This is a genomic window from Citrobacter freundii complex sp. 2025EL-00176, assembly GCF_053309355.1.
On the sequence record NZ_JBRYHT010000002.1, the window covers coordinates 105,623 to 129,244 of the forward strand.

Genomic DNA, 23,622 nt, shown 5'->3' on the forward strand with positions numbered 1-23,622 from the left:
ACCATGAGCTTCAATACCCTGATTGACTGGAATAGCTGTAGCCCTGAGCAGCAGCGCGAACTGCTGATGCGCCCGGCGATCTCCGCCTCTGAGAGCATCAGCCGCACGGTGGCCGAGATTCTTGAAAACGTCAAAAACAACGGCGACCAGGCACTGCGCGAATACAGCGCGAAGTTTGATAAAACTGAGGTCGGCGCGCTGCGCGTCACCGAGGAAGAAATTCAGCAGGCCAGCAGTCGCCTGAGCGACGAGCTAAAACAAGCCATGCAGGTGGCGGTGCGTAATATTGAGACTTTCCACAGCGCGCAAATTCTGCCGCCGGTGGATATCGAAACCCAGCCGGGCGTACGCTGCCAACAGGTTACCCGCCCTATCGCTTCCGTGGGCCTGTATATTCCTGGGGGATCGGCACCGCTGTTCTCTACCGTATTAATGCTGGCGACCCCGGCGCGTATCGCGGGCTGCAAAAAAGTGGTGCTGTGCTCGCCGCCGCCAATTGCCGATGAAATCCTCTACGCTGCGCAGCTATGTGGCGTGAAAGAGGTGTTTAACGTGGGTGGCGCGCAGGCTATTGCCGCGCTGGCGCTGGGTACGGAGTCTATTCCAAAAGTCGAAAAAATATTCGGGCCGGGCAATGCGTATGTGACCGAAGCCAAACGCCAGGTCAGCCAGCGTCTTGACGGCGCCGCCATCGACATGCCTGCCGGACCGTCCGAAGTATTGGTTATCGCCGACAGCGGCGCAACGCCGGATTTTGTCGCCTCCGACCTGCTCTCTCAGGCCGAGCATGGCCCGGACTCGCAGGTGATCCTGCTGACGCCGGACGCTAGGCTTGCCGAGGGCGTTGCGGAAGCCGTTGAACGCCAGCTCGCCGAGCTGTCCCGCGCCGACACCGCGCGCCAGGCGCTCTCCGCCAGCCGCTTAATCGTAGCGAAAGATCTGGCGCAGTGCGTTGAAATCTCCAACGCCTACGGGCCGGAGCACCTGATCATTCAGACCCGCAACGCACGTGAGCTGGTTGACGACATTACCAGCGCCGGTTCGGTGTTCCTGGGTGACTGGTCGCCGGAATCCGCAGGCGATTACGCTTCCGGCACTAACCACGTGCTGCCAACCTACGGCTACACCGCAACCTGTTCCAGTCTGGGGCTGGCTGATTTCCAGAAACGGATGACCGTACAGGAATTAACACCACAAGGTTTCTCTGCGCTGGCCGCCACCATTGAAACCCTGGCCGCGGCTGAGCTGCTGACCGCCCACAAAAATGCCGTCACCCTGCGCGTTAACGCCCTGAAGGAGCAAGCATGAGCACTGACAACGTTCTCAGCGTCACTGATTTAGCCCGTAAGAATGTCCGCGAGTTAACGCCTTATCAGTCTGCCCGCCGTCTTGGCGGTAACGGCGATGTCTGGCTCAACGCGAATGAATACCCCACCGCCGTTGAGTTTCAGCTCAGTCAGCAAACGCTGAACCGCTACCCGGAGTGCCAGCCGAAAGCCGTGATTGAGAATTACGCGCAGTATGCAGGCGTCAAGCCGGAGCAGGTGCTGGTCAGCCGCGGCGCAGATGAAGGGATCGAACTGCTGGTGCGCGCTTTTTGCGAACCCGGTAAAGATGCGATTCTGTACTGCCCGCCGACTTACGGCATGTACAGCGTCAGCGCCGAAACGATTGGCGTTGAATGTCGTACCGTCCCGACACTTGACGACTGGCAACTGGATTTACAAGGTATCTCGGACAAACTTGATGGCGTGAAGGTGGTCTACGTATGCAGCCCAAATAACCCAACGGGCCAGTTGATTAAGCCACAGGATCTGCGTTCGCTGCTCGACATGACGCGGGGTAAAGCTATCGTGGTTGCCGATGAAGCGTATATCGAGTTTTGCCCGCAGGCCACGCTGGCAGGCTGGCTGTCTGAATATCCGCACCTGGTGATTTTACGCACGCTGTCCAAAGCGTTTGCTCTCGCCGGTTTACGTTGCGGGTTTACGCTGGCCAATGAAGAGATTATCAATCTGCTGTTAAAAGTGATCGCCCCTTACCCGCTCTCTACGCCGGTGGCGGATATCGCCGCCCAGGCGCTAACACCGCAAGGGGTTGCCACCATGCGTCAACGCGTAGAGCAGATCCTGCAAGAGCGTCAGTATCTGGTAGATAACCTGAAAACAATTCGCTGTGTAGAACAGGTTTTCGCTTCTGAAACCAACTATGTTCTGGCGCGCTTCATCGCTTCCAGCAGCGTATTTAAATCTTTGTGGGATCAGGGCATTATCTTACGAGACCAGAACAAACAACCCTCGTTAAGCGGCTGCCTGCGAATTACTGTCGGAACCCGTGAAGAGAGCCAGCGCGTCATTGACGCCTTACGTGCGGAGCAAGTATGAGCCAGAAGTATCTTTTTATCGACCGCGATGGAACCCTGATTTCTGAACCGCCAAGTGACTTTCAGGTCGATCGCTTTGACAAACTGGCTTTTGAGCCGGAAGTCGTTCCTGTTTTGCTGAAACTGCAAAAAGCAGGCTATAAGCTGGTGATGATTACCAACCAGGATGGACTGGGAACGCAGAGTTTCCCGCAGGCCGATTTTGACGGCCCGCATAATCTGATGATGCAAATATTCACCTCTCAGGGCGTGGCATTTGATGAAGTGCTGATTTGCCCGCACCTGCCGGCGGACGAATGCGCTTGCCGGAAGCCAAAAGTGAAGCTGGTTGAGCAGTACCTGGTTGAACAGGCCATGGACATGGCAAACAGCTACGTCATTGGTGATCGTGCAACAGATATTCAGCTGGCTGAAAACATGGGGATTAGCGGATTACGCTATCACCGTGACACCCTGAACTGGGCGATGATCGGCGAACAGTTGACCAAGCGTGACCGCTACGCGCACGTTGAGCGCAATACCAAAGAAACGCAGATTGACGTCAAAGTCTGGCTGGACCGCGAAGGTCAAAGCAAAATCAATACCGGCGTTGGCTTCTTTGATCATATGCTGGATCAAATCGCCACCCACGGCGGTTTTCGCATGGAGATTGCCGTTAAGGGCGATCTGTATATTGACGATCACCACACCGTAGAAGATACCGGTCTGGCGCTGGGTGAGGCCTTAAAGCTGGCATTAGGTGATAAACGCGGTATCAACCGTTTTGGTTTTGTGCTGCCGATGGACGAGTGCCTGGCACGTTGCGCGCTGGATATCTCCGGGCGTCCGCACCTGGAATACCGCGCTGAGTTTACCTACCAGCGCGTGGGCGATCTGAGCACGGAGATGATTGAACACTTCTTCCGCTCACTCTCTTACACCATGGGCGTCACCCTGCATCTGAAGACCAAAGGGAAAAATGACCACCACCGCGTGGAAAGCCTGTTTAAAGCCTTTGGCCGCACGCTGCGTCAGGCGATTCGCGTAGAAGGCGACACGCTGCCCTCCTCAAAAGGAGTGTTGTAATGAACGTAGTGATCCTGGATACCGGCTGCGCCAATCTGAACTCGGTGAAATCCGCCGTCGCGCGCCATGGATACGACCCGCTTGTCAGCCGCGATGCGGATGTGGTGCTCCGTGCCGATAAGCTGTTTCTACCCGGCGTGGGTACCGCGCAGGCGGCGATGGACCAGTTGCACGAGCGTGAACTTATTGAGCTGATTAAGGCCTGTACGCAGCCGGTGCTGGGGATCTGCTTAGGCATGCAACTGCTGGGTCGCCGCAGCGAAGAGAGTAACGGTGTCTCCCTGCTGGGCATTATTGAGCAGGACGTCCCTAAAATGACCGACTTTGGCCTGCCACTGCCGCATATGGGCTGGAATCGCGTCTATCCGCAGGCGGGGAATCGTCTGTTCCAGGGGATTGACGATGGGGCGTATTTTTACTTTGTCCACAGCTACGCAATGCCAGTGAACCCATGGACCATTGCCCAGTGTCATTACGGCGAACCGTTTACCGCGGCAGTGCAAAAGGACAATTTCTTTGGCGTGCAGTTCCACCCGGAACGTTCAGGTGCGGCTGGGGCGCAGTTGCTGAAAAACTTTCTGGAGATGTAATGATTATTCCGGCATTAGATTTAATCGACGGCACGGTGGTGCGTCTTCATCAGGGCAATTACGCACAGCAACGTGATTACGGCAACGATCCTCTGCCCCGCTTGCAGGATTATGCGGCACAAGGCGCGCAGGTCCTGCACCTGGTCGATCTGACCGGGGCTAAAGATCCGCAGAAACGACAAATACCACTGATTAAAACGCTGGTCGCGGGCGTCAATGTTCCAGTGCAGGTGGGCGGCGGTGTGCGTACTGAAGCGGACGTTGCGGCACTGCTTGACGCTGGCGTGGCGCGTGTGGTGGTCGGTTCAACGGCGGTTAAATCTCCTGAGGAAGTTAAGAGCTGGTTTACCCGTTTTGGTGCCGACGCGCTGGTGCTGGCGCTGGACGTACGGATTGACGAGCAAGGTAATAAACAGGTTGCGGTCAGCGGCTGGCAGGAAGATTCCGGGGTTTCGCTGGAAGAACTGGTGGAAACCTATTTGCCCGTGGGTCTGAAGCATGTGCTGTGCACCGATATCTCCCGCGACGGTACGCTGGCGGGTTCAAACGTCGCGCTTTATGAAGAAGTGTGCGCCAAATATCCGCAGGTGGCGTTTCAGTCATCTGGCGGTATAGGTGGAATTGAGGACGTAGCAGCCCTGCGCGGGACTGGGGTTGGCGGCGTGATCGTCGGACGAGCCCTGCTGGAAGGTAAGTTCACCGTTGAGGAGGCCATCCAATGCTGGCAAAACGCATAATTCCTTGTCTGGACGTTCGCGATGGACAGGTGGTAAAAGGCGTCCAGTTTCGCAATCACGAAATTATTGGCGACATCGTTCCGCTGGCAAAACGCTATGCCGATGAAGGCGCAGATGAACTGGTGTTCTACGATATCACCGCCTCCAGCGATGGCCGCGTAGTCGATAAAAGCTGGGTATCGCGCGTGGCGGAAGTGATCGACATTCCGTTCTGCGTTGCCGGTGGGATTAAGTCCATCGATGATGCGGCGCGTATCCTCTCCTTTGGGGCGGATAAAATCTCGATCAACTCCCCGGCGCTGGCTGACCCGGAACTTATCACCCGTCTGGCGGACCGCTTTGGCGTACAGTGCATCGTGGTGGGTATCGATACCTGGTATGACGCCGAAACCGGTAAATATCACGTTAACCAGTACACCGGGGATGAGAGTCGTACCCGCATCACGCAGTGGGAAACACTAGATTGGGTGCAGGAAGTGCAAAAACGTGGCGCAGGCGAAATCGTGCTGAACATGATGAATCAGGACGGCGTGCGTAATGGCTACGATCTGGAACAGCTGAGAAAAGTGCGCGACGTTTGCCACGTACCGCTGATTGCCTCCGGTGGCGCGGGCACCATGGAACACTTCCTCGAAGCCTTCCGGGATGCTGACGTTGACGGCGCGCTTGCCGCTTCCGTCTTCCATAAGCAAATTATCAATATTGGTGAATTAAAAGCGTACCTGGCAACACAGGGCGTGGAGATCAGGATATGTTAACGAAGCAACAATGCCGCGAGCTGGACTGGGAAAAAACCGATGGATTGATGCCGGTTGTGGTGCAGCATGCTGTCTCCGGCGAAGTATTGATGCTGGGTTATATGAACCCGGAGGCACTGGATAAAACACTCGAAACCGGCAAAGTGACCTTTTTCTCGCGAACCAAGCAACGCTTGTGGACCAAAGGTGAAACCTCTGGCAACTTTCTTAATGTGGTTAACATCGCGCCTGACTGCGACAATGACACCCTGCTGGTGCTGGTCAACCCGATTGGGCCAACCTGCCACAAAGGCACCTCAAGCTGCTTTGCTGATACCAGTCATCAGTGGCTGTTCCTGTATCAATTAGAACAACTATTGGCTGAGCGTAAAACCGCTGACCCGGCAAGCTCTTATACCGCGAAGCTTTATGCCAGCGGCACCAAACGCATTGCGCAGAAAGTGGGTGAAGAAGGCGTGGAAACCGCGCTGGCCGCCACCGTGAACGATCGTTTCGAACTGACGAATGAAGCCTCTGACCTGATGTACCACCTGTTGGTGCTGCTACAGGATCAGGATCTTGACCTGACCACCGTGATTGAGAACTTACGTAAGCGTCATCAGTAATCTGCAGACGTAAAAAAACCGGGCGCCGTGAACTGCCCGGTTTTTTGTACTCAGAGTAAAACTGCTTTCGGCTTACTACGCTCTGGCTTTGTAACCGCGCAACGCATTTCGTCCCAGCACGATACCTGCACCAATCATCCCACCGAGTAAGACTGCCAGTACGAGGGTAATTGCTTTTTTCGGACTGTCACGACGAATCGGTAACGTTGGTTTCATCACGTAGCGGTAGGAGTGCAACTCGGCTCCTTCAAGCTTAAGATTTTTGATATCCAACAGTTTTTGTTTGGTCTGAAAATAGTTATCAGACAAGATCAAAGGACGCGTAGACTCGTGCTCAATCATGGATTTCAGAGCATCGCTACCCAACAGGAACATACTGTCCTGCGTAACATCCTGAGTTTGCTGAATTTGCGGCTTAATCACACCGGCCTGTTCAGCATAACGCAACGCTTCCTGGATTTGCTTGATGCGCAAATCTTTTTGCTCCTGAGCGACCACTTCCTGAGTCTTCAGAGAATCTTCAAGAGTACTGGTTTGCAGCTTGATGTTATCAGTCAGGTCAAGCTCCAGCTCTTTGGCAACCTTTTCATCTGTTTGTTGAATGTATTCAGCAAGCTGACGCTGAGCTTCTTCTGGTGATCCGTCAACATAAGAGACAGATAACGGCAACTGTTGGCCTTTAACAGACTGCTCAATTGACAATTTCTCTGGTTTTTCTTGATTATCAAGCGCTTCAGCCAATGCAGAGAAAGAAGTACTGAAACGACTAATAACGTTTGTCTGCAGTTCAGTCACCTTAGGTGCGCTGGCACCATACATCACGTTAAGCGCGTTGTTATAGGTGGCAATCTGTCCGACATCAGGTTGAGTAATAATTGCAGTAGAGGTCCATTTCTCTTTAGCAATCGCCAGATAGCCCACCGCCAGTGCAATGGCAACGACAATCGCAACAACGATGGTGACTTTCCCACGCCATAATTGCATCAGCAAATCAATCAGATCAATCTGTTCCGGATCGTTACCACGCCCGGACATGTTGTTATCACTTACAGACATAGTTACCTTAATTAATGAAGGACTTAAACTCGAATTAGTTTAGCTATAAATTGAAGCAATTCCATAGGATTAATGATAAAAAAACAAATTAATTGAGAGATTTTGATTGGCATTTTAGTCACTGGAGAAAAACGGAAGAAATTTAAAATAACTGTCAATACTGAAAGGTCATTCTTTGTAGGAAAAGCGTTGTTCAGAGGGTTAAATGTCAGTAAGCGTAAATGCCGAACGCTCACGTCAATATATTCGCTACATGAATATTTATTAACTTACCACTAAAAATGGCATGCGTAAAAAGGATAACCATTAGCTTTTTTGCCATCTGACGGTATTATTCCTGTTTTCGTTACACCAGATAGTGCCTGGCTGCTTTTTAGCCGAAAAGAGGAACGAACATGAAATACCTAGTTACGGGGGCTGCTGGTTTCATCGGCTTCTATGTTAGCAAACGCCTCCTTGAGGCTGGCCATCAAGTCGTCGGTATCGATAATCTCAACGATTACTACGACGTGAGTCTTAAGCAGGCCCGTCTGGAGCTGCTGGTACACCCCGACTTCCATTTTCATAAGATTGATTTAGCCGACCGCGAAGCTATGTCGACTCTTTTCTCATCCGGGCATTTTGATCGTGTGATTCATCTCGCTGCACAGGCTGGCGTACGCTATTCACTCGAGAACCCGCACGCTTACGCAGACTCCAACCTCACAGGTTTTCTGAACATACTGGAAGGTTGTCGGCATAATAAAATTCAGCATTTACTTTATGCTTCTTCCAGCTCGGTATACGGTCTGAATCGAAAAATGCCCTTTTCAACGGACGATTCCGTCGATCACCCCGTATCCCTGTATGCGGCAACCAAAAAAGCCAACGAACTGATAGCCCATACCTATTCCCATCTGTACGGATTACCCACAACTGGCCTGCGATTTTTTACCGTGTATGGTCCGTGGGGTCGCCCGGATATGGCGTTGTTCAAATTCACCAAAGCGATGCTGGAAGGAAAGAGTATTGACGTCTATAACCACGGCAAAATGAAGCGTGACTTTACCTATATTGGTGATATCGCAGAAGCAATCATTCGCCTGCAGGATGTCATTCCTGAGCCCAACGGGGAGTGGACTGTCGAAAGCGGTTCCCCAGCAACCAGCTCCGCGCCGTATCGCGTCTACAATATCGGCAATAGTTCACCGGTTGAGCTAATGGACTATATCCAGGCTTTGGAAGATGCTCTGGGTATGGAAGCGAAGAAAAACATGCTACCACTTCAGCCAGGTGACGTGCTGGAAACCAGCGCGAATACTAAAGCGCTATATGATGTCATTGGTTTTAAACCAGAGACTACGGTTAAGGATGGAGTGAGGAACTTTGTCGACTGGTACCGTGACTTCTACAACGTTTAATGAGTTAGCTGTTTAAAATAAAAAGGCCTTTAATAAGGCCTTTTTTGTTGAGATGATAATTAATCACTGCCGAACAAATCGCGGGTATACACTTTTTCTGCAACATCAGCCAACTCAGACGTCATACGGTTTGAAATAATAACATCTGCTTCATTTTTAAACGCGTTAAGATCGCGAATTACCCGAGAGTGGAAAAATTCATCCTCTTCCATGACCGGTTCATAAATAATAACGGGTACGCCCTTGGCTTTAATACGCTTCATGATCCCCTGAATAGAAGACGCGCGGAAGTTATCAGAGCCACTTTTCATGATCAATCGGTACACGCCCACCACTTTGGGCTTACGGGCCAGGATGGAATCTGCAATAAAGTCTTTACGCGTACGGTTAGCGTCGACGATCGCGCCGATAATGTTATTCGGCACAGACGCGTAGTTCGCCAACAGTTGCTTAGTATCTTTCGGTAAGCAGTAGCCACCGTAGCCAAAGGACGGATTGTTGTAGTGATTACCAATCCGCGGATCCAGACATACGCCTTCAATAATCTGCCGGGAGTTCAGACCAAGGCTTTCTGCATAGCTATCCAGCTCGTTAAAATAGGCCACGCGTAACGCCAGATAGGTATTAGCAAACAGCTTGATGGCTTCCGCTTCGGTTGAGTCAGTAAAAAGTGTCGGAATATCTTTCTTCACCGCCCCTTCCTGCAACAGCGCACCAAAGCGCTCAGCGCGTTCGGAGCGTTCACCTATAACGATACGCGACGGATGCAAATTATCGTAGAGTGCACGACCTTCACGCAGAAACTCAGGCGAGAAGAAAATATTATCAATGCCAAACCGTTCTTTAATTGAATTGGTAAAACCGACCGGAATGGTGGATTTGATGACCATTACTGCACTGGGGTTAATTTCGACCACATCGCGGATAACAGACTCGACGCTTGAGGTGTTGAAGTAGTTCGTCTTCGGATCGTAATCAGTAGGCGTGGCGATAATCACGTAATCCGCATTACGATAAGCATCATACTTATCAGTCGTTGCACGAAAATTCAGCTGTTTTGTCGCCAGATACTCTTCGATCTCTTTGTCAACAATCGGCGATTTTTTCTGGTTCAGCATCTCGACCTTCGCCGGGACGATATCCAGAGCCACCACTTCATGGTGCTGGGCAATCAGAATACCGTTCGATAGACCTACATAACCTGTTCCTGAGATAGTTATCTTCATTCGCTCTGTAACTTCTTCCAGTTAAACATTAAGGTTAAGCACACCGCCAGCATTGTGGCGTATCGGCTTTGCATTGAATGAGTATATCGTGATTTGCTACTGCACCGACTATCAGACCTGACCGAATCCCATTTTTTGACAATAAAAAAGCCCGGAGGAGCGCTCCGGGCCTGGCTTTACAGTTAGGCTAAATCAGATTAATCCAGCCATTCGGTATGGAACACACCTTCTTTATCAGTGCGTTTATAGGTGTGCGCACCGAAGTAGTCACGCTGAGCCTGAATCAGGTTCGCCGGCAGTACCGCTGCGCGGTAGCTGTCGTAGTAGGCCACTGCAGCAGAGAAGGTCGGTACCGGAATACCGTTCTGTACCGCGTAAGCCACGACGTCACGCAGCGCCTGCTGGTATTCATCAGCGATATTTTTGAAGTACGGCGCCAGCAGCAGGTTTGCGATGCTCGCATTTTCAGCGTAAGCGTCGGTGATTTTCTGCAGGAACTGCGCACGAATGATGCAGCCCGCGCGGAAAATCTTCGCGATTTCGCCGTAGTTCAGATCCCAGTGATATTCGTCAGACGCGGCACGCAGCTGAGAGAAACCCTGCGCGTAGGAAACGATTTTGCCCAGATACAGCGCGCGACGCACTTTCTCAACAAACTCAGCTTTATCGCCAGCCAGTTTGGCCTGCGGGCCGGACAGCACTTTAGATGCAGCAACGCGCTGATCTTTCAGAGAAGAGATATAACGCGCGAAGACAGACTCAGTGATCAGCGACAGCGGTTCGCCCAGATCCAGAGAGCTTTGGCTGGTCCATTTACCGGTGCCTTTGTTCGCTGCTTCATCCAGAATCACGTCAACCAGGTATTTACCGTCTTCATCTTTTTTGGTGAAGATATCTTTGGTGATGTCGATCAGGTAGCTGCTCAACTCGCCTTCGTTCCACTCGGTGAAGGTGGTTGCCAGCTCTTCGTTAGACAGGTTCAGGCCGCCTTTCAGCAGAGAATAGGCTTCAGCAATCAGCTGCATATCACCGTATTCGATACCGTTGTGAACCATCTTCACGTAATGACCTGCACCGTCAGCGCCGATATAGGTCACGCACGGTTCACCATCTTCCGCCACAGCAGCGATTTTGGTCAGGATCGGCGCAACCAGCTCATACGCTTCTTTCTGTCCACCAGGCATGATGGAAGGACCTTTAAGGGCCCCCTCTTCACCGCCGGAAACACCGGTACCGATGAAGTTAAAGCCTTCAGCAGACAGTTCGCGATTACGACGAATAGTGTCCTGGAAGAAAGTGTTACCGCCATCAATGATGATGTCACCTTTATCAAGGTACGGTTTCAGGGAATCGATGGCAGCATCTGTGCCAGCACCCGCTTTCACCATTAACAGGATACGACGTGGGGTTTCAAGAGACTCGACGAACTCTTTCACCGTGTAATAAGGAACCAGTTTCTTACCCGGGTTCTCGGCAACAACTTCTTCAGTTTTTTCGCGGGAACGGTTGAAGATGGAGACGGTATAACCGCGGCTTTCAATGTTGAGCGCCAGGTTGCGCCCCATCACAGCCATACCGACGACGCCGATCTGTTGCTTAGACATTACATACTCCTGTCAGGTGTGGTCACCGCGCGACGTGTGCACGGCTTTAAATACCTTATGATAGCTTATTCGAATTAAATTGATGAACAATAATTTTTATCTTTTTTTCTTAGCCAAAGAATATAATTTCTTTGCTACTGCATAGGGAAGCAATTTAAGAATAAGATAATGATACTTATATTTTCCCAACATATATTGCAACGAAAAAAAACTATCATTCTTATGCTTCTTATAATTAGAAAAATCGTCAAACTCAATACAATTATATAATAAGTGGATAATGTTCTTTGCAATGAATGAGCTAATATACTTGTCCTCATCAGTTTTCTTTCTTAATTCATCAATAACAAAACGAGTGTCAGTAGGTCGAGAAGATCGTGAATTACCTATATTATTTATATAATACTCATGAACACATTCCCTTGAAAATACAGGAAAGAAATTTAAAGCCAAAACAGAGCAAAAATAGACATCTTCAGTATGTGAAACACCTTCAGGGAAATAAATATTTCTCTCAATCAACCTTTCTCTTCTAATAGTAAAAGTCGAAACATTACATGGAAAGGATCCCGGATGAAATGATGCGATATAGAAAAAATTGTCTACGATACCATATTTAAAGTCTTTTCCTAGAATCTTGTCTACATCGATGGCTGTTTTTCTAACCCCATTTGAAACACGATAATAGTTTGCGCAAAAGTAGTCATGTTCGGGGAAGCGATCAATTAAAAAGGAGAAATGCGCTAAAGCATTATCCAGATAAACATCATCGGCATCAAGAAACACCAAAAAATCACCAACAGCATGTTTAGCTCCAGTATTCCTAGCAACTGAAACACCTTGGTTTCCTTGGCATATTAATTTGACACGTTCATCAGCAACCTGATTAACCAATGAAGGTCCATTGTCTGTAGAACCATCATTAACAACTATTACTTCAAAATCTTGAAATGTCTGCTTGAATAGGGACTCCAATGTTTTTGAAATATATTGACCTTTATTATAAAGAGGTATAATTATTGAGAATCTCATAAGCTACGCCGTAGTAATATATAAAATTATAAATATAAAAGGTGCGATAAAGAGGAAAACAAAAATTCTTGCGTAAAAAATGGACATAAATGCCGAGATAAAATTGTACCTTCTTTCAATCGCAACAGATAAGGCTGGATCGATCTTAAAAGTTAATAGCAATGTCGCAAACGCATTTATTACACCTGACATTTGGGTGATCATTATCTTATTAGTTGGTGATATAAGTGCAAGATAAAACGTCATAAAAACGCCTATGGCATGGATAGAATAAACAAAGGAAGATATGTAAAAATATTTAAAATCAATCTTATAACTCTTTACTTCTTGTATATCACAACCTAACTCTTCATGCTTATTTCGAATGGTGTTAATAAATGATTTTATTATCCCACCGCCGTTTATATAAGAGCGAATAAATCTTATATAAAAGGCGCAAATATGCATTCGATTAATAAATACCATGATACCTAGAATAGAAACAAAGAAGTATGATATTAATACACATGCAATAAATATCCCTGGCGTGTAATTACTGTCAACCATGAGACCAATCAAAGGCATTAACAATACAGAAAAAAAACGAGTCAATGTAAAAGTTGTATTTTGCAAAGAATATGCAATAGCATTCCTATCTAAAAAATAACCAGCAACTCTGCTATACTGTGAAATAAATTCAATTAAAAGCATCATTCCGTATAGAAATGGAATCGAAAAAATATACCAATTTGCCATAAGAAATTTCATGATTTTAACCTTTTTAAAGAATATAAACTTAATGCCAATGTCATCCAAGGAGCAGTCACTGTAGTTGTACTAAAAAATAATATTTGGAATAAAGAAAGTGCCAGTAAAGAGCTATAGAAACATTCAATTTTAGTCTTAACTCTTATACAGAAAATAAAATATATTAAAAATACAATAATCGCCAACAACCCCAAAACTCCTGCCTCGATAGCAATTTGAGCCCCATAGGCATTAGGTTTCAGGAATTCCACATCTTGTTTAGTCAGAAAGTTGATGCTATTGAGGTCAAAACCAACCACTTGCATTATATTGAATATTTCAGTTCCTCCATTACCAATGCCAACTCCTAAGGGTTGTATAAATGGTCCCGCATAACCTGCTATTACAGAGATAAGTCTAATACTGCCAAAATATTGTAGATCATTTAAAGTGAAATTGTCTTTCACTGAATTATAGGATGATACTAAACTAGCTAAGCGTTCTGGAAGGTAAGTATATAATTCAAGCAATGCACCAATATATATTAGGCCAGCCAATACTGGGATGCTACTTAGAATTATAATCAATCGTATCGGCGTGGGTTTTATAACATAAAAAAACAAATAAAAAAACATTAATAAAACATAAGTTCCATATAATGAAGCACTCTTATTTAACAGAATACAGATAAATAACATGAGAGCTAACCAAAAAGAAGATTTTGTTTCTCCCGAATTTAGTTCGCTAAAGAAAAACGGTGTCAATTTAAAAGAAATTAATAATACCGTAAGTACAAATATATATTTAGCAGCATGAGCTGGTTCAGAGTAAAGTATCCCAACACCTCTCATATCTCCATAAAAACCAAATCGAGCTCGTTTAATTAGCATTTCAAAGTATGGGTTGATAATACTATTTATTGTTTCCGGTGAGAGAGCTTGCAATAAAGATATTATAAAAAAAATAACAATAAAAAATTTCAAATGCGATCTTGTCAGTAGATAAAAATACTTATAGAAATAACAAAATATGGCTGGACCAATTAAATAGAATAAATAAGAAACCCCATTTACGGCCTTAACCGAAATACCCAAAACCAAAGATGGTAATAATGCCAGGAAAAAAATAAGAATAAATAAACTTGGATAATTAATTTTCAGCGTGGTAGAAAAATACACCACCCCATATAGTAAAATAAATACACCAATCACAGGCTGGACTTCTGCTGTTATAAAAGGGAAAAAGTTAAATGAGCAAAAAATTGAAAAAAATAAAACAAGACAAAAAACAAAACTTTTATTAGACCTGAAGCTTACACGTTCCACATTACCCCCTTCTATAGCTGAAATAATGCTTTTGTATACCATAAAGGGCGTATCGAATAAGATAAAAAAAAGATTTAAATATACTCATTTGTTCAACATTTCTGTAAATTCGTAATTGTCTACTTAACTCCTTCCATTTGTTAGATGAAATTGACTGTTCTGAAAGACGGTAATACGCAGTAATTTCATTGCAAACAGTGAACTTCACACCTTCCGTTTTTATTATGTCTAACCATAAAGCATAATCTTCTTTTTCAACCATCGGGAAAAATTTTTTCCCTAAAAATTCAGTATCATATATAACAGTTAAACAACCTATATCACAACCTCTAAGCAATTTATCATAGCTGATTTTTGCTGATGGTTTAAATTCTCCTGTTTTTTTATTATCTTTAGCATTAAAGATAGCATAAGCACTGTAGCAGAAATGAGCATCAGTAGAGAGTAACAAATTTATTTGCTTGCTTAATTTTTTAGGCAACCAGAAATCATCACAATCCAAAAAAGCAATAAACCGTCCAGTTGCCGCAGCTATACCTATATTCCTCGCTACAGCAGCCCCACTACCTTTATGTTCTGTCTGATAAAGTTTGATATTTGGGTGATTGACCATGAAATGCTGGGCAATAGAATAGCTATCATCTACAGAATGGTCATCTATAATGATAAGTTCCCAATTTTTATAGGTTTGATCAATTACTGATTGTATAGCCTGGGTTATATACTCCCCCCCATTATATGCAGGCATTATAATACTAATCATGGGGTTAGTGAAATTTTTCATAAATCAACTCGTTGCATTCATTACTTTTGCCAACGTAATTAACATAATCGAATGTATATCTATCATTATTATTTACTTCTAGCAATGCCATTTTAAGCTGTTCAATATTTGTAACCTCCCTACCATTAAATAATAAATTTATATCAACAGTAAAACCTCTATCATTTATGTATTGCTGAAAATCAGGAACGTAAAATATCACTTTATTACTGACGGGAGCAAATTCAAAACATGCGCTAGAATAGTCGGTAATAAGACATTGATAATTGGAGTAAAAATCTATCATATCTTCAATATCGTCATTAATAATAGTAATACATTCACTATTATTAAGAGCCTTGTATTTATTTTTTTGCATATCATAAGGATGTAGTTTGATATCCATTTCTATTCTATTTTCCTTACAAAAACAGTCATCAATCTCAGAAATAAATTCAGATAAGATATCAAAAATTCTATCACTTCCATCCCTCCATGTTGGTAAGTAAAGAATCCTTAAGCTGGAGTTATTTTTTTTACACTTTACAATCTCAGCACGTTCCTGGCTAGGACTACCTAAAAGTAAAACCTTTTGTTTATTAAAACCAAAGCTATCTATCAGTTCATGGCCGAGCAACGAATCAGACGTGACCAAGTAAGTATAACTGATGTATATTCGGAATCGATAAATCACTTTAAAAATATAATTAAGCAGCCCGTTTTTGAATTTCTTAGTATCTACATCACTGTTTAAAAGTATTTTTTTTAGAGGAAACCCATGCCATAACTGAATTCGAGGAATTAAAAAACAAATTAATGGTAGTTTTCCTATACCATGGGTTAAAAATATTACTTTAGCTCGTGAAAGTTCAATGTTAAGCTTTAAAAACCCTTTGAGGTTTAATTTTTTCGGATCTATAAAATAACATTCTTCACCTTTCCTTTTATAAAACTCATGAAGATATTTTATGTTTCCTTTCAATCCCAGAGGGGAATAAAAAAAACAACGATTATTTTTAGAAAAAAAACGGAGTATTAAACAAATCGGCAATAAGATCATTGAAATAAAAGCATAAGAAACATTTTTAATATTCATAAAAACACTAGTAAATAAAAGAATTTTGCATTATAACATATAGATTAAAGTACTTAATAGTTGTTAAAGAATATATAAGCCATATATATCTCAACAAGTTATTATCTGATAGATCGCACAACTTCAATTATTTCAGTTGTAGATATTGATGGGGTTCTTGGAAGATAAACAACATCACATACATCTTTTACCCAGTCAAATCGCCCTTCCCAATCATCGCCCATAATTAGAACATCTGCATTATATTTTACAATATACTCTTTTTTTAGCTCCAATGATTCTTCAATAAAAACCTCATTAACGAATTTAAGAGAGTTTATAATTTTGCACCGTTCACTTTGATTATAAATTGGATTACGTCCTTTTTTCTTAAAGTTAAGCTTATCAGAGCTCACACCTACTATTAAGTAATCACCATAAGTAGCTGCCCGCTCTAAAATATTAACATGGCCAATATGGAAAACATCAAATGTGCCAAAAGTTATAATCTTTTTCATCATTAAATCTCGTGGTTATGAAAGCTACCGCCCCTGGCTCAACAGCTACCAGTGCACTTAATACAAAAGAATTTTACTGCCCCCATCACAGGCCTCGAATTTCATTACTAATTCTCTTACCAAATGAGAAGAGAAACAAGGAAAACATGAAAATTCCGAGGTTTTTATTGGGTTAGCGTTTTTTCTGAAAATTTATAACAAACGGCAACCATATCGCGACTATAATGCTCTACGTTTTCGATATAGATCACCGTCCATTTTTATTAAAATGCTATGTATGTCAAGTGTGTTAATTATTCGCTAAGCAAATTCTCAATGCTCTTACGGAACTTCGCCCCTTCCTTCAGGTTACGCAGCCCGTACTTCACAAATGCCTGCATGTAGCCCATTTTTTTACCACAGTCGTAGCTGTCACCCGTCATCAGCATGGCGTCAACAGACTGTTTTTTCGCCAGCTCAGCAATCGCATCCGTCAACTGGATACGTCCCCAGGCACCTGGCTGCGTATGCTCCAGTTCTGCCCAAATATCAGCAGACAGCACATAGCGCCCCACAGCCATCAGATCGGAATCCAGCGTTTGTGGTTGATCGGGTTTCTCGATGAATTCAACAATACGGCTGACTTTACCTTCGTTGTCCAAAGGCTCTTTGGTCTGAATAACCGAGTACTCAGACAGATCGCCATCCATACGTTTTGCCAGCACCTGACTACGCCCGGTTTCATTAAAGCGAGCAACCATGGCAGCCAGGTTGTAGCGCAGAGGGTCCGCACTCGCGGTATCAAGAACGACATCCGGCAGCACCACGACGAACGGATTGTCCCCAACAATTGGGCGAGCACAAAGAATTGAATGACCCAGGCCGAGTAATTGCGCCTGACGAACGTTCATGATAGTTACGCCAGGAGGGCAGATGGACTGCACCTCAGCTAATAACTGGCGCTTAACACGCTGCTCAAGTAACGATTCGAGTTCGTAAGAGGTGTCGAAGTGGTTCTCAACTGCGTTCTTGGACGCATGCGTTACCAGAACGATTTCTTTAATACCAGCAGCTACAATCTCGTCGACAATGTATTGAATCATCGGCTTGTCTACGATCGGCAGCATCTCTTTCGGGATTGCCTTCGTGGCAGGCAACATGTGCATCCCGAGACCCGCTACCGGAATAACTGCTTTCAAATTAGTCATTAAGTCATTCACCTATTCAATTGTTGCTGAATTATAGCTTTTTAGCTTGTTTTAGCCAGTATGAATTACATTGCACCAATACAGCGCATGTTACGCCGCTTATCTGCAGAATGCAGTAATCTTAAGCTCAAGTAGGTTCAATTCGAGCCAGGAATGGTCGCAAAGTTACCTCCCCTGCCCCGGCAGTCGGAAATTCACGGCTTCTACATTCACCACCTGATGATTTACACGGTCGATGTCAACTGAACTTTGCCCGGTTTCGTTTACCGCATGGATATTCGCCAGCGATAGCAAAGTGTTCTGTTTAGCCATAAATTTACCGCGTACATCCTGGCGCAGATCGAAGTGCATCTTGAGCGCAGTTCCCGTCGTGGATTGCTGCATGACTTTGATGTTGCGTAAGAAAAGGTGCTGCGGTTGGTTGTGCAACTCAAGCGTGGCGCGCTTCATCTCTACATTGGTGATAGCCACAAATGACGTGGCATTACCGGAGGATATCTGGATACCGCGTAATTTGTATTCCCGTTTCGAGTTATCCAGATGAATATTATTTAATTTAAAGTTTTGCGGAATGGATAAATAGCGTCCTTTGATGACACCGTAGCCAATGAGCATACCTGCGCTATTCTCCATATTGATATTATCAATAACGAAATTATCACATCCATAAATCGCGACCGTCGCATTATCAATGCCCGCCTTCTTACTATAATCTGGGGTGATATTTCGCGCGGTAATATTACGGATGATAAAGTGTTTGCCGTTCTCCACATGCACTAGCTGTCGACAGTCGGAACCGGTGATGTTCGCCACCACAAAGTTTTTTACCGCCAGTTCCTCTGGATAGCTATTGTCATAAGTACTCCCCGCCAGCCCGATACCGATGCCCCAGTTCACATTGCCGTTGGTACAGTTGATACGTTCGATAACATGGTCAGAAATGAGGATATTGCTGTCGTTTATCGCCACATTCCACTCTATAGCGTCACCCTGCAAATCGCTAAAACGGCTGTTCGTGATCTTTACGCCGTCCATGCGGTTATGAAATCCCTGACGCAGGATCCCATAGTTAGCGCGCGTAACGGTAATATCATCGATCGTCAGATTGCGCATCAGCCTTGAGGTTTTGCCGCCAATATAGATTTGCGTTACTGGAGCAAAACCACTCATGGCAATCCCTTTTATCACGCAGTCCGAACCCCGTACATCGAGGATAACATTCCTCAGGCTCCCGCCCTGCCCGCCCATCACCTTGCATCCATCCTGCAGAACAAAGCGCCCACGACCATTGCCGCTTATTCGACCTTGAACGGACAGCGTTTTACCTGGCGGAATAACAATCGCAGTATTGATATTCTTACATTCCAGCCCTTGTGGTACGACTACCGTTTGCCCTTCTTTGAATGCCTGCCTGAAAGATGCGACCCAATCCTTTGGGTTGTAATCCTGAATATTGACGCGGTCAGGTGATTCAAGCGCCCGACCAACGGGAGAGTGCAGCACGACAAGCGCAGAGCTTGCCGTCAGAAAAGTACGACGTGAGAGTTTTTTCTCTGACATACAACCTCGATTTACATCGTTTGCAGCAGGCTGGCTAACTGTTTATTGATCGCTAACTGATTAAATTCAGTTTCAATTTTTTCTCGAGCACATTGCACAATCGGCTGCACCTGCTCACTGTCGAGCAGGCTGAATGCCGCTAACCGTTCAGCCAGCGCCTGGGCATCGTTTTCCGGTGCCAGCCAGCCAGATTTACCCGATTCCACCAGCTCAGGGATCCCGCTGTGAACCGTCGAAATAACCGGGATCCCCACCGCCATCGCCTCCATCAGCGCCACCGGGATCCCCTCCATATCGCCATCCCTGCCGGTGATGGAAGGCAACAGAAAAACATCTGCCTGCTCAAGCATCTCCTTCACCTGATGACTGGGTTTAAAGCCAGGCATCTCAATCACATCATCAAGTTGGTATTGTTCGATCAGCGTGCGCAGACGACGCTCCCAGGGACCAATGCCAAGAATGCGATAGCGAAATAATACGCCCTGCTCTTTCAACTGCCGGCAGGCTTCGATGGCGACGTGCAGCCCTTTTTTCTCGGTTAAGCGCGCGACAGAAATAATCTCCAACGGCGCGGCCGGCGATTTCAGTTGACGGGGGGTAAAGCGCGTCATATCGATTCCCATACGCGAGACGGCAATTTTCTGTGGCGGACATCCCATGTTTTTTAAACGTCCGGCCCAGAGATTGCTGATGGGCAACATTAAATCACCGCGCTGAAACAGCTGCTGATATTCGGGGGTATAGCGGGCCAAAACGTCCCGGTGCGAAACATCAACCCCATGAAATACCGTGGCTATTTTCCCGCGGATCATCCCAAGTTCACGCAGTTTGGCAGCCGTCACGCCTGCAGGACCAAAGTGCGCAATAAAGACATCTGCCTGAAACGCCTGCGGATTCCCGCCGCAAATAGCCGCCAAAATCAGATTGCGCGCTTCGTCACCATAGCGAGAGACATTCAGCGCTTTCCAGGTGGCTGCACGAGTGATGCCCTGCAATGCAGCCCCCGCCCTGAATTTCAGCTTTGCCAGTTTGCCGTCTGGTTCATTCAGCAGCCAGCGCGTTTTGTCGCCCAATTGATAGGTATTAAATGAGGCATGCGTATTTTCAAGATCGCCCTTATGCATCGCAACAATCTCCACCTCATAGCCCATATCGATAAACGCAGTGATCTGATTTAACACGAAGGTCTCTGAGGAGAGCGGAAATTTAAGCAGGAAAAAACCAATCTTCATTTTTCGCCCTCAATGCGCGTTAATACCGACTGCACCATACGCACCCCACGTTCGCGTTCACGCATAACCGCATCCCCTACCCGTATGTTCAGTTCGGGTAGCTGTCCGAGAGTATCGGCGACCTTGCCCTCCAGACTGCCATCCAGTAAATGACGAATATCGACGGCCATCTCCGGTAATCCCAGTTGCTGCATGATCCCTGCCGACTTATGCTCGTAGTTAATGGCGATAGCGGGCGTCATAAAATTCATCGAAATGATGGCAGAGTGCAGGCGAGTGCCCACCGTCAGGTCGCATGCCCCGAGAATTTTTCCCATCTCAAGATCGTTGAGTTCATCCATGACAACGTGATAACGGGCTGGATCGTTAACATACTGACGCAGGTTCAACGCCACCATACGGTCATCTTTGTTGTAACTATCAATACCGGTACAGGTTGACAGCGCAATCACCTGGTATCCTTCATCGAGAATGCGGTTCACTACCCCGGCAAAGGCTTGTTCATAGGCCTGTTGCGTGGTTCCCAGACGCTTATCAAAGGGCGCCAGTTCACGCAAAGTAATGGCCACAGTCTTCTGCTTTGCCGCCATGTTCAACCAGTGCTGTACGGCGTAGCCCGGCTCAAAATCCTCATGATGGTTGTCGACCAGCCAGGCGGTATCCACACCTGCTTCCACTTTTTCAGTGGTTATTGCGCTGCGTTTCATTAGATCCAGACTGACGGATTCGCGCAAAATCAGCGCGTTACAGTGACCAAAAACGTAGTTAGCCAGTTGATTAAACTGCTCATCCTGGAATGGCCCCACGCTGTGCCCAATCATGTACAGCGGTTTTTTTGCCATAAATGAACACAGGGCATGTTCGAACTGCGGCACACCATACAAATCGACAAAAAACGATCCGCCGACCTGGATAATGGCGTCATAACGCGACAGTAAACGGACAAAATCGGTAAATCCCTGGGCGATAGCGATGTTACGCAGATTACCGGAGTCAGTAACGCGTGAGAGCAACACCTGGTGCTGATAGCGGCGGCGCAAGACCTTCTTCACCCGTCCCATGACGCCCGCAGCGTTGTTGTGTTGCTTCATCTGCGAATATAACGGATCGCCCATCACCGGACGGTTGAGTAACCATGAGGAGCTTATCGGATAGCGGCTCATAACATCGACTTCAGTCTCGGGACGCTGCGCGTTAATGGCATCCAGCAAACCGCGCAGAATAGCGCTATCCCCTCGGTTCCCGCAGGTATGGTTGCCCAAAATTAATAGTTTCATTATGACCTCTTAAAGCGTTGTTCTTATCCTGCACGGAGCAAGGTTTTCATTTTTTCACTGCGACAGAGTTGGCGTTTTATTTCCACCACCAGCGGATGGCGCGACAGCACAATCATCACCGCAAACGCCAGCGCACCCGCCGCGATTTGCAACCCCAGCACCGCGCTTAACGGCATTTGGTTGTGCAGCGTATAACCCAGCGCATAGCTCACAACAACGGTTGGCAAGGAGAGATACAACGGTAGCCACAGACTGAGCATGTACTGACGGTAACTGGAGCCCAGGACAGGTTTGATCATCACGAAATAACTGAGGATGGTGTTAATCACCTGCACCAGCAAAAAGCCCAGCGTCACGCCAATGGCCCCCGCCAGATGTCCACCGATGAAAATGGCCGGAATAAACAGAAAGGTTTTGAACACATTGAATTTGAAACTGATATCAACCCGAGCCTTCGCCATCAGCAGCGAACCGATCGGATTCCCGACAGAGCGCAGTAGCCCGACAATGCACAACAGTTGCAGGACGGGGACAATACCGTTCCACTTCTCGCCGAATACCAGCGGCACCAGATTGTTCGATACCACCATTAATCCCAGCAGCGCCGGAAAATTGATGATCCCGACCACCGACAGCAGCTTGTAAAAATTCACCCGCAGTTTTTCGCTGTCGTCCTGAATTTTGGCAAACGCCGGAAACAGAACGCGGGTAATGATCGGGTTTAGTTTAATCGGGGGTACAACCGCCACGTTCCAGGCAAGATTGAATCCCCCCGCGACGCCTGCCCCCAACGTTCTCGCTAAGAGCAGCGTAGAAAGGTTGGTATTGATGTAATTAATAATGCTATCCGCCGTCAGCCATGCGCCGAAACGTAGGTTTGACGAAACGGAAGCCAGCGAGAAATGCAGCCCCGGACGGTAAATCTGGCGACCAAAATAGCCGAACAGCAGCGTACGTAGCGTACTGTTCACCAGATACCCAAGAATCGCCGTCAGTGCGAGCGGCCAGAAATGGGCGCTGACCACGGTAAAGGTAAAACCGGCCAGCACCGAACTGGTCTCAATCATGCCGATTTTGTTAAAGGCCAGCTCTTTTTGCATCAGCGCGCGAAACTGCTGCCCGTGCGGGATTACCACAAACGCCAGTGATAACGCTTTGATGAGCGGCGCCAGTTCAGGATTATTGAGAACGCTGGCAATCGTCTCGCTAAGCAGAAACATCGTCACGCATACCACAATACCGAGTCCGACATTGAGCCAGTACAGGGTGGTCAGCTCAAGGTAGCCAATCTCTTTACGCTGAATAATGGAGTTGGCAATGCCAAAGTCAGACAGCGTATCGGCCAGCGCAATGATCACCAGCGCCACGGTTAACAACCCGAACTGGTGATTATCTATAATCCGCGCCAGCACGGTCATCTGGATAAGCCCCAGACCTATAATGATCACCGTGGCAATGGCTGACCACTTCGCGCCATTCAGCGTTTTTTCTCGTAAGCTCATG

The 23,622-nt window shown here is 46.6% G+C and carries 22 protein-coding genes; 8 read left to right on the forward strand and 14 right to left on the reverse strand.

Going from position 1 to position 23,622, the window contains the following annotated elements:
- The first annotated feature begins 3 nt into the window (after positions 1-3).
- Genes hisD through hisIE form a run of 7 tightly spaced genes read left to right on the forward strand, consistent with a single transcriptional unit; the run spans position 4 to position 6,138 of the window.
- Positions 4-1,308 carry a histidinol dehydrogenase gene (hisD, locus tag ACVXHP_RS07625; RefSeq protein ID WP_447571196.1) on the forward strand — a complete coding sequence of 435 codons (1,305 nt, stop codon included), beginning with the start codon at positions 4-6 and terminating at the stop codon, positions 1,306-1,308.
- A complete protein-coding gene (hisC, locus tag ACVXHP_RS07630) occupies positions 1,305-2,384 on the forward strand; it encodes a histidinol-phosphate transaminase (protein WP_447571197.1) in 1,080 nt (359 codons plus the stop codon). The genes hisD and hisC overlap by 4 nt, the downstream gene beginning before the upstream one ends.
- Positions 2,381-3,448, forward strand: coding sequence for a bifunctional histidinol-phosphatase/imidazoleglycerol-phosphate dehydratase HisB (gene hisB / locus ACVXHP_RS07635; protein WP_447571198.1), 1,068 nt, complete (start codon positions 2,381-2,383; stop codon positions 3,446-3,448). Before hisC ends, hisB begins: the two co-directional genes overlap by 4 nt.
- Positions 3,448-4,038 carry an imidazole glycerol phosphate synthase subunit HisH gene (gene hisH, locus ACVXHP_RS07640; RefSeq protein WP_447571199.1) on the forward strand — a complete coding sequence of 197 codons (591 nt, stop codon included), beginning with the start codon at positions 3,448-3,450 and terminating at the stop codon, positions 4,036-4,038. Before hisB ends, hisH begins: the two co-directional genes overlap by 1 nt.
- A complete protein-coding gene (gene hisA, locus ACVXHP_RS07645; RefSeq protein WP_447571200.1) occupies positions 4,038-4,775 on the forward strand; it encodes a 1-(5-phosphoribosyl)-5-[(5-phosphoribosylamino)methylideneamino]imidazole-4-carboxamide isomerase in 738 nt (245 codons plus the stop codon). Before hisH ends, hisA begins: the two co-directional genes overlap by 1 nt.
- On the forward strand, positions 4,757-5,533 hold the full coding sequence (gene hisF, locus ACVXHP_RS07650; RefSeq protein ID WP_061381996.1) for an imidazole glycerol phosphate synthase subunit HisF: 777 nt from the start codon (positions 4,757-4,759) through the stop codon (positions 5,531-5,533). The genes hisA and hisF overlap by 19 nt, the downstream gene beginning before the upstream one ends.
- On the forward strand, positions 5,527-6,138 hold the full coding sequence (gene hisIE, locus ACVXHP_RS07655) for a bifunctional phosphoribosyl-AMP cyclohydrolase/phosphoribosyl-ATP diphosphatase HisIE (RefSeq protein WP_447571201.1): 612 nt from the start codon (positions 5,527-5,529) through the stop codon (positions 6,136-6,138). Before hisF ends, hisIE begins: the two co-directional genes overlap by 7 nt.
- Before the next feature lie 75 nt (positions 6,139-6,213).
- Here hisIE and wzzB read toward each other — a convergent pair whose 3' ends face one another.
- Positions 6,214-7,194 (reverse strand): LPS O-antigen chain length determinant protein WzzB, encoded by a 981-nt coding sequence (gene wzzB / locus ACVXHP_RS07660; protein WP_447571202.1) that lies wholly within the window; start codon positions 7,192-7,194, stop codon positions 6,214-6,216.
- A gap of 395 nt (positions 7,195-7,589) precedes the next feature.
- Here wzzB and ACVXHP_RS07665 point away from each other — a divergent pair, with 395 nt between their 5' ends.
- Positions 7,590-8,594: an NAD-dependent epimerase gene (locus ACVXHP_RS07665; protein ID WP_447571203.1), complete on the forward strand. Its 1,005-nt coding sequence runs from the start codon at positions 7,590-7,592 to the stop codon at positions 8,592-8,594.
- Between the two features lie 59 nt (positions 8,595-8,653).
- On the opposite strand, the gene ugd is transcribed toward ACVXHP_RS07665, so the two are convergent.
- The 13 genes from ugd to wzxC form a co-directional block, all read right to left on the reverse strand.
- Positions 8,654-9,820, reverse strand: coding sequence for a UDP-glucose 6-dehydrogenase (ugd, locus tag ACVXHP_RS07670; RefSeq protein WP_447571204.1), 1,167 nt, complete (start codon positions 9,818-9,820; stop codon positions 8,654-8,656).
- A gap of 197 nt (positions 9,821-10,017) precedes the next feature.
- A complete protein-coding gene (gene gndA / locus ACVXHP_RS07675; RefSeq protein ID WP_447571205.1) occupies positions 10,018-11,424 on the reverse strand; it encodes an NADP-dependent phosphogluconate dehydrogenase in 1,407 nt (468 codons plus the stop codon).
- Positions 11,425-11,520: 96 nt separating this feature from the next.
- Positions 11,521-12,456 carry a glycosyltransferase family 2 protein gene (locus ACVXHP_RS07680; protein WP_447571206.1) on the reverse strand — a complete coding sequence of 312 codons (936 nt, stop codon included), beginning with the start codon at positions 12,454-12,456 and terminating at the stop codon, positions 11,521-11,523.
- Positions 12,457-12,459: 3 nt separating this feature from the next.
- Positions 12,460-13,203, reverse strand: coding sequence for a lipid II flippase family protein (locus ACVXHP_RS07685; RefSeq protein WP_447571207.1), 744 nt, complete (start codon positions 13,201-13,203; stop codon positions 12,460-12,462).
- Positions 13,200-14,507, reverse strand: a complete 1,308-nt coding sequence (locus ACVXHP_RS07690) for a hypothetical protein (RefSeq protein WP_447571208.1) — start codon at positions 14,505-14,507, stop codon at positions 13,200-13,202. Before ACVXHP_RS07690 ends, ACVXHP_RS07685 begins: the two co-directional genes overlap by 4 nt.
- 1 nt (position 14,508) lies before the next feature.
- Positions 14,509-15,291, reverse strand: coding sequence for a glycosyltransferase family 2 protein (locus ACVXHP_RS07695; RefSeq protein ID WP_447571209.1), 783 nt, complete (start codon positions 15,289-15,291; stop codon positions 14,509-14,511).
- Positions 15,275-16,366 carry a CDP-glycerol glycerophosphotransferase family protein gene (locus ACVXHP_RS07700; protein WP_447571210.1) on the reverse strand — a complete coding sequence of 364 codons (1,092 nt, stop codon included), beginning with the start codon at positions 16,364-16,366 and terminating at the stop codon, positions 15,275-15,277. The genes ACVXHP_RS07695 and ACVXHP_RS07700 overlap by 17 nt, the downstream gene beginning before the upstream one ends.
- Before the next feature lie 101 nt (positions 16,367-16,467).
- Complete coding sequence (locus ACVXHP_RS07705; protein ID WP_137360895.1) at positions 16,468-16,863, reverse strand: adenylyltransferase/cytidyltransferase family protein; 396 nt, start codon at positions 16,861-16,863, stop codon at positions 16,468-16,470.
- A gap of 293 nt (positions 16,864-17,156) precedes the next feature.
- The gene (galF, locus tag ACVXHP_RS07710) at positions 17,157-18,050 is read right to left on the reverse strand and encodes a UTP--glucose-1-phosphate uridylyltransferase GalF (RefSeq protein ID WP_447571211.1); all 894 of its coding nucleotides are present in this window, start codon (positions 18,048-18,050) and stop codon (positions 17,157-17,159) included.
- Positions 18,051-18,215: 165 nt separating this feature from the next.
- Positions 18,216-19,610, reverse strand: coding sequence for a colanic acid biosynthesis protein WcaM (wcaM, locus tag ACVXHP_RS07715; RefSeq protein WP_447571212.1), 1,395 nt, complete (start codon positions 19,608-19,610; stop codon positions 18,216-18,218).
- A gap of 11 nt (positions 19,611-19,621) precedes the next feature.
- The gene (gene wcaL / locus ACVXHP_RS07720; protein ID WP_447571213.1) at positions 19,622-20,842 is read right to left on the reverse strand and encodes a colanic acid biosynthesis glycosyltransferase WcaL; all 1,221 of its coding nucleotides are present in this window, start codon (positions 20,840-20,842) and stop codon (positions 19,622-19,624) included.
- Positions 20,839-22,119 carry a colanic acid biosynthesis pyruvyl transferase WcaK gene (wcaK, locus tag ACVXHP_RS07725; RefSeq protein WP_447571214.1) on the reverse strand — a complete coding sequence of 427 codons (1,281 nt, stop codon included), beginning with the start codon at positions 22,117-22,119 and terminating at the stop codon, positions 20,839-20,841. Before wcaK ends, wcaL begins: the two co-directional genes overlap by 4 nt.
- A gap of 23 nt (positions 22,120-22,142) precedes the next feature.
- Complete coding sequence (gene wzxC / locus ACVXHP_RS07730) at positions 22,143-23,621, reverse strand: colanic acid undecaprenyl disphosphate flippase WzxC (RefSeq protein ID WP_447571215.1); 1,479 nt, start codon at positions 23,619-23,621, stop codon at positions 22,143-22,145.
- Position 23,622 lies beyond the last annotated feature (1 nt).

What these genes read in the sequence shown, in the direction of transcription:
- hisD (WP_447571196.1), top strand. Translation starts at nt 4, where the DNA reads ATGAGCTTCAATACCCTGATTGACTGGAATAGCTGTAGCCCTGAGCAG.
- hisC (WP_447571197.1), top strand. Translation starts at nt 1,305, where the DNA reads ATGAGCACTGACAACGTTCTCAGCGTCACTGATTTAGCCCGTAAGAAT.
- hisB (WP_447571198.1), top strand. Translation starts at nt 2,381, where the DNA reads ATGAGCCAGAAGTATCTTTTTATCGACCGCGATGGAACCCTGATTTCT.
- hisH (WP_447571199.1), top strand. Translation starts at nt 3,448, where the DNA reads ATGAACGTAGTGATCCTGGATACCGGCTGCGCCAATCTGAACTCGGTG.
- hisA (WP_447571200.1), top strand. Translation starts at nt 4,038, where the DNA reads ATGATTATTCCGGCATTAGATTTAATCGACGGCACGGTGGTGCGTCTT.
- hisF (WP_061381996.1), top strand. Translation starts at nt 4,757, where the DNA reads ATGCTGGCAAAACGCATAATTCCTTGTCTGGACGTTCGCGATGGACAG.
- hisIE (WP_447571201.1), top strand. Translation starts at nt 5,527, where the DNA reads ATGTTAACGAAGCAACAATGCCGCGAGCTGGACTGGGAAAAAACCGAT.
- wzzB (WP_447571202.1), bottom strand. Translation starts at nt 7,194, where the DNA reads ATGTCTGTAAGTGATAACAACATGTCCGGGCGTGGTAACGATCCGGAA.
- ACVXHP_RS07665 (WP_447571203.1), top strand. Translation starts at nt 7,590, where the DNA reads ATGAAATACCTAGTTACGGGGGCTGCTGGTTTCATCGGCTTCTATGTT.
- ugd (WP_447571204.1), bottom strand. Translation starts at nt 9,820, where the DNA reads ATGAAGATAACTATCTCAGGAACAGGTTATGTAGGTCTATCGAACGGT.
- gndA (WP_447571205.1), bottom strand. Translation starts at nt 11,424, where the DNA reads ATGTCTAAGCAACAGATCGGCGTCGTCGGTATGGCTGTGATGGGGCGC.
- ACVXHP_RS07680 (WP_447571206.1), bottom strand. Translation starts at nt 12,456, where the DNA reads ATGAGATTCTCAATAATTATACCTCTTTATAATAAAGGTCAATATATT.
- ACVXHP_RS07685 (WP_447571207.1), bottom strand. Translation starts at nt 13,203, where the DNA reads ATGAAATTTCTTATGGCAAATTGGTATATTTTTTCGATTCCATTTCTA.
- ACVXHP_RS07695 (WP_447571209.1), bottom strand. Translation starts at nt 15,291, where the DNA reads ATGAAAAATTTCACTAACCCCATGATTAGTATTATAATGCCTGCATAT.
- ACVXHP_RS07700 (WP_447571210.1), bottom strand. Translation starts at nt 16,366, where the DNA reads ATGAATATTAAAAATGTTTCTTATGCTTTTATTTCAATGATCTTATTG.
- ACVXHP_RS07705 (WP_137360895.1), bottom strand. Translation starts at nt 16,863, where the DNA reads ATGAAAAAGATTATAACTTTTGGCACATTTGATGTTTTCCATATTGGC.
- galF (WP_447571211.1), bottom strand. Translation starts at nt 18,050, where the DNA reads ATGACTAATTTGAAAGCAGTTATTCCGGTAGCGGGTCTCGGGATGCAC.
- wcaM (WP_447571212.1), bottom strand. Translation starts at nt 19,610, where the DNA reads ATGTCAGAGAAAAAACTCTCACGTCGTACTTTTCTGACGGCAAGCTCT.
- wcaL (WP_447571213.1), bottom strand. Translation starts at nt 20,842, where the DNA reads ATGAAGATTGGTTTTTTCCTGCTTAAATTTCCGCTCTCCTCAGAGACC.
- wcaK (WP_447571214.1), bottom strand. Translation starts at nt 22,119, where the DNA reads ATGAAACTATTAATTTTGGGCAACCATACCTGCGGGAACCGAGGGGAT.
- wzxC (WP_447571215.1), bottom strand. Translation starts at nt 23,621, where the DNA reads ATGAGCTTACGAGAAAAAACGCTGAATGGCGCGAAGTGGTCAGCCATT.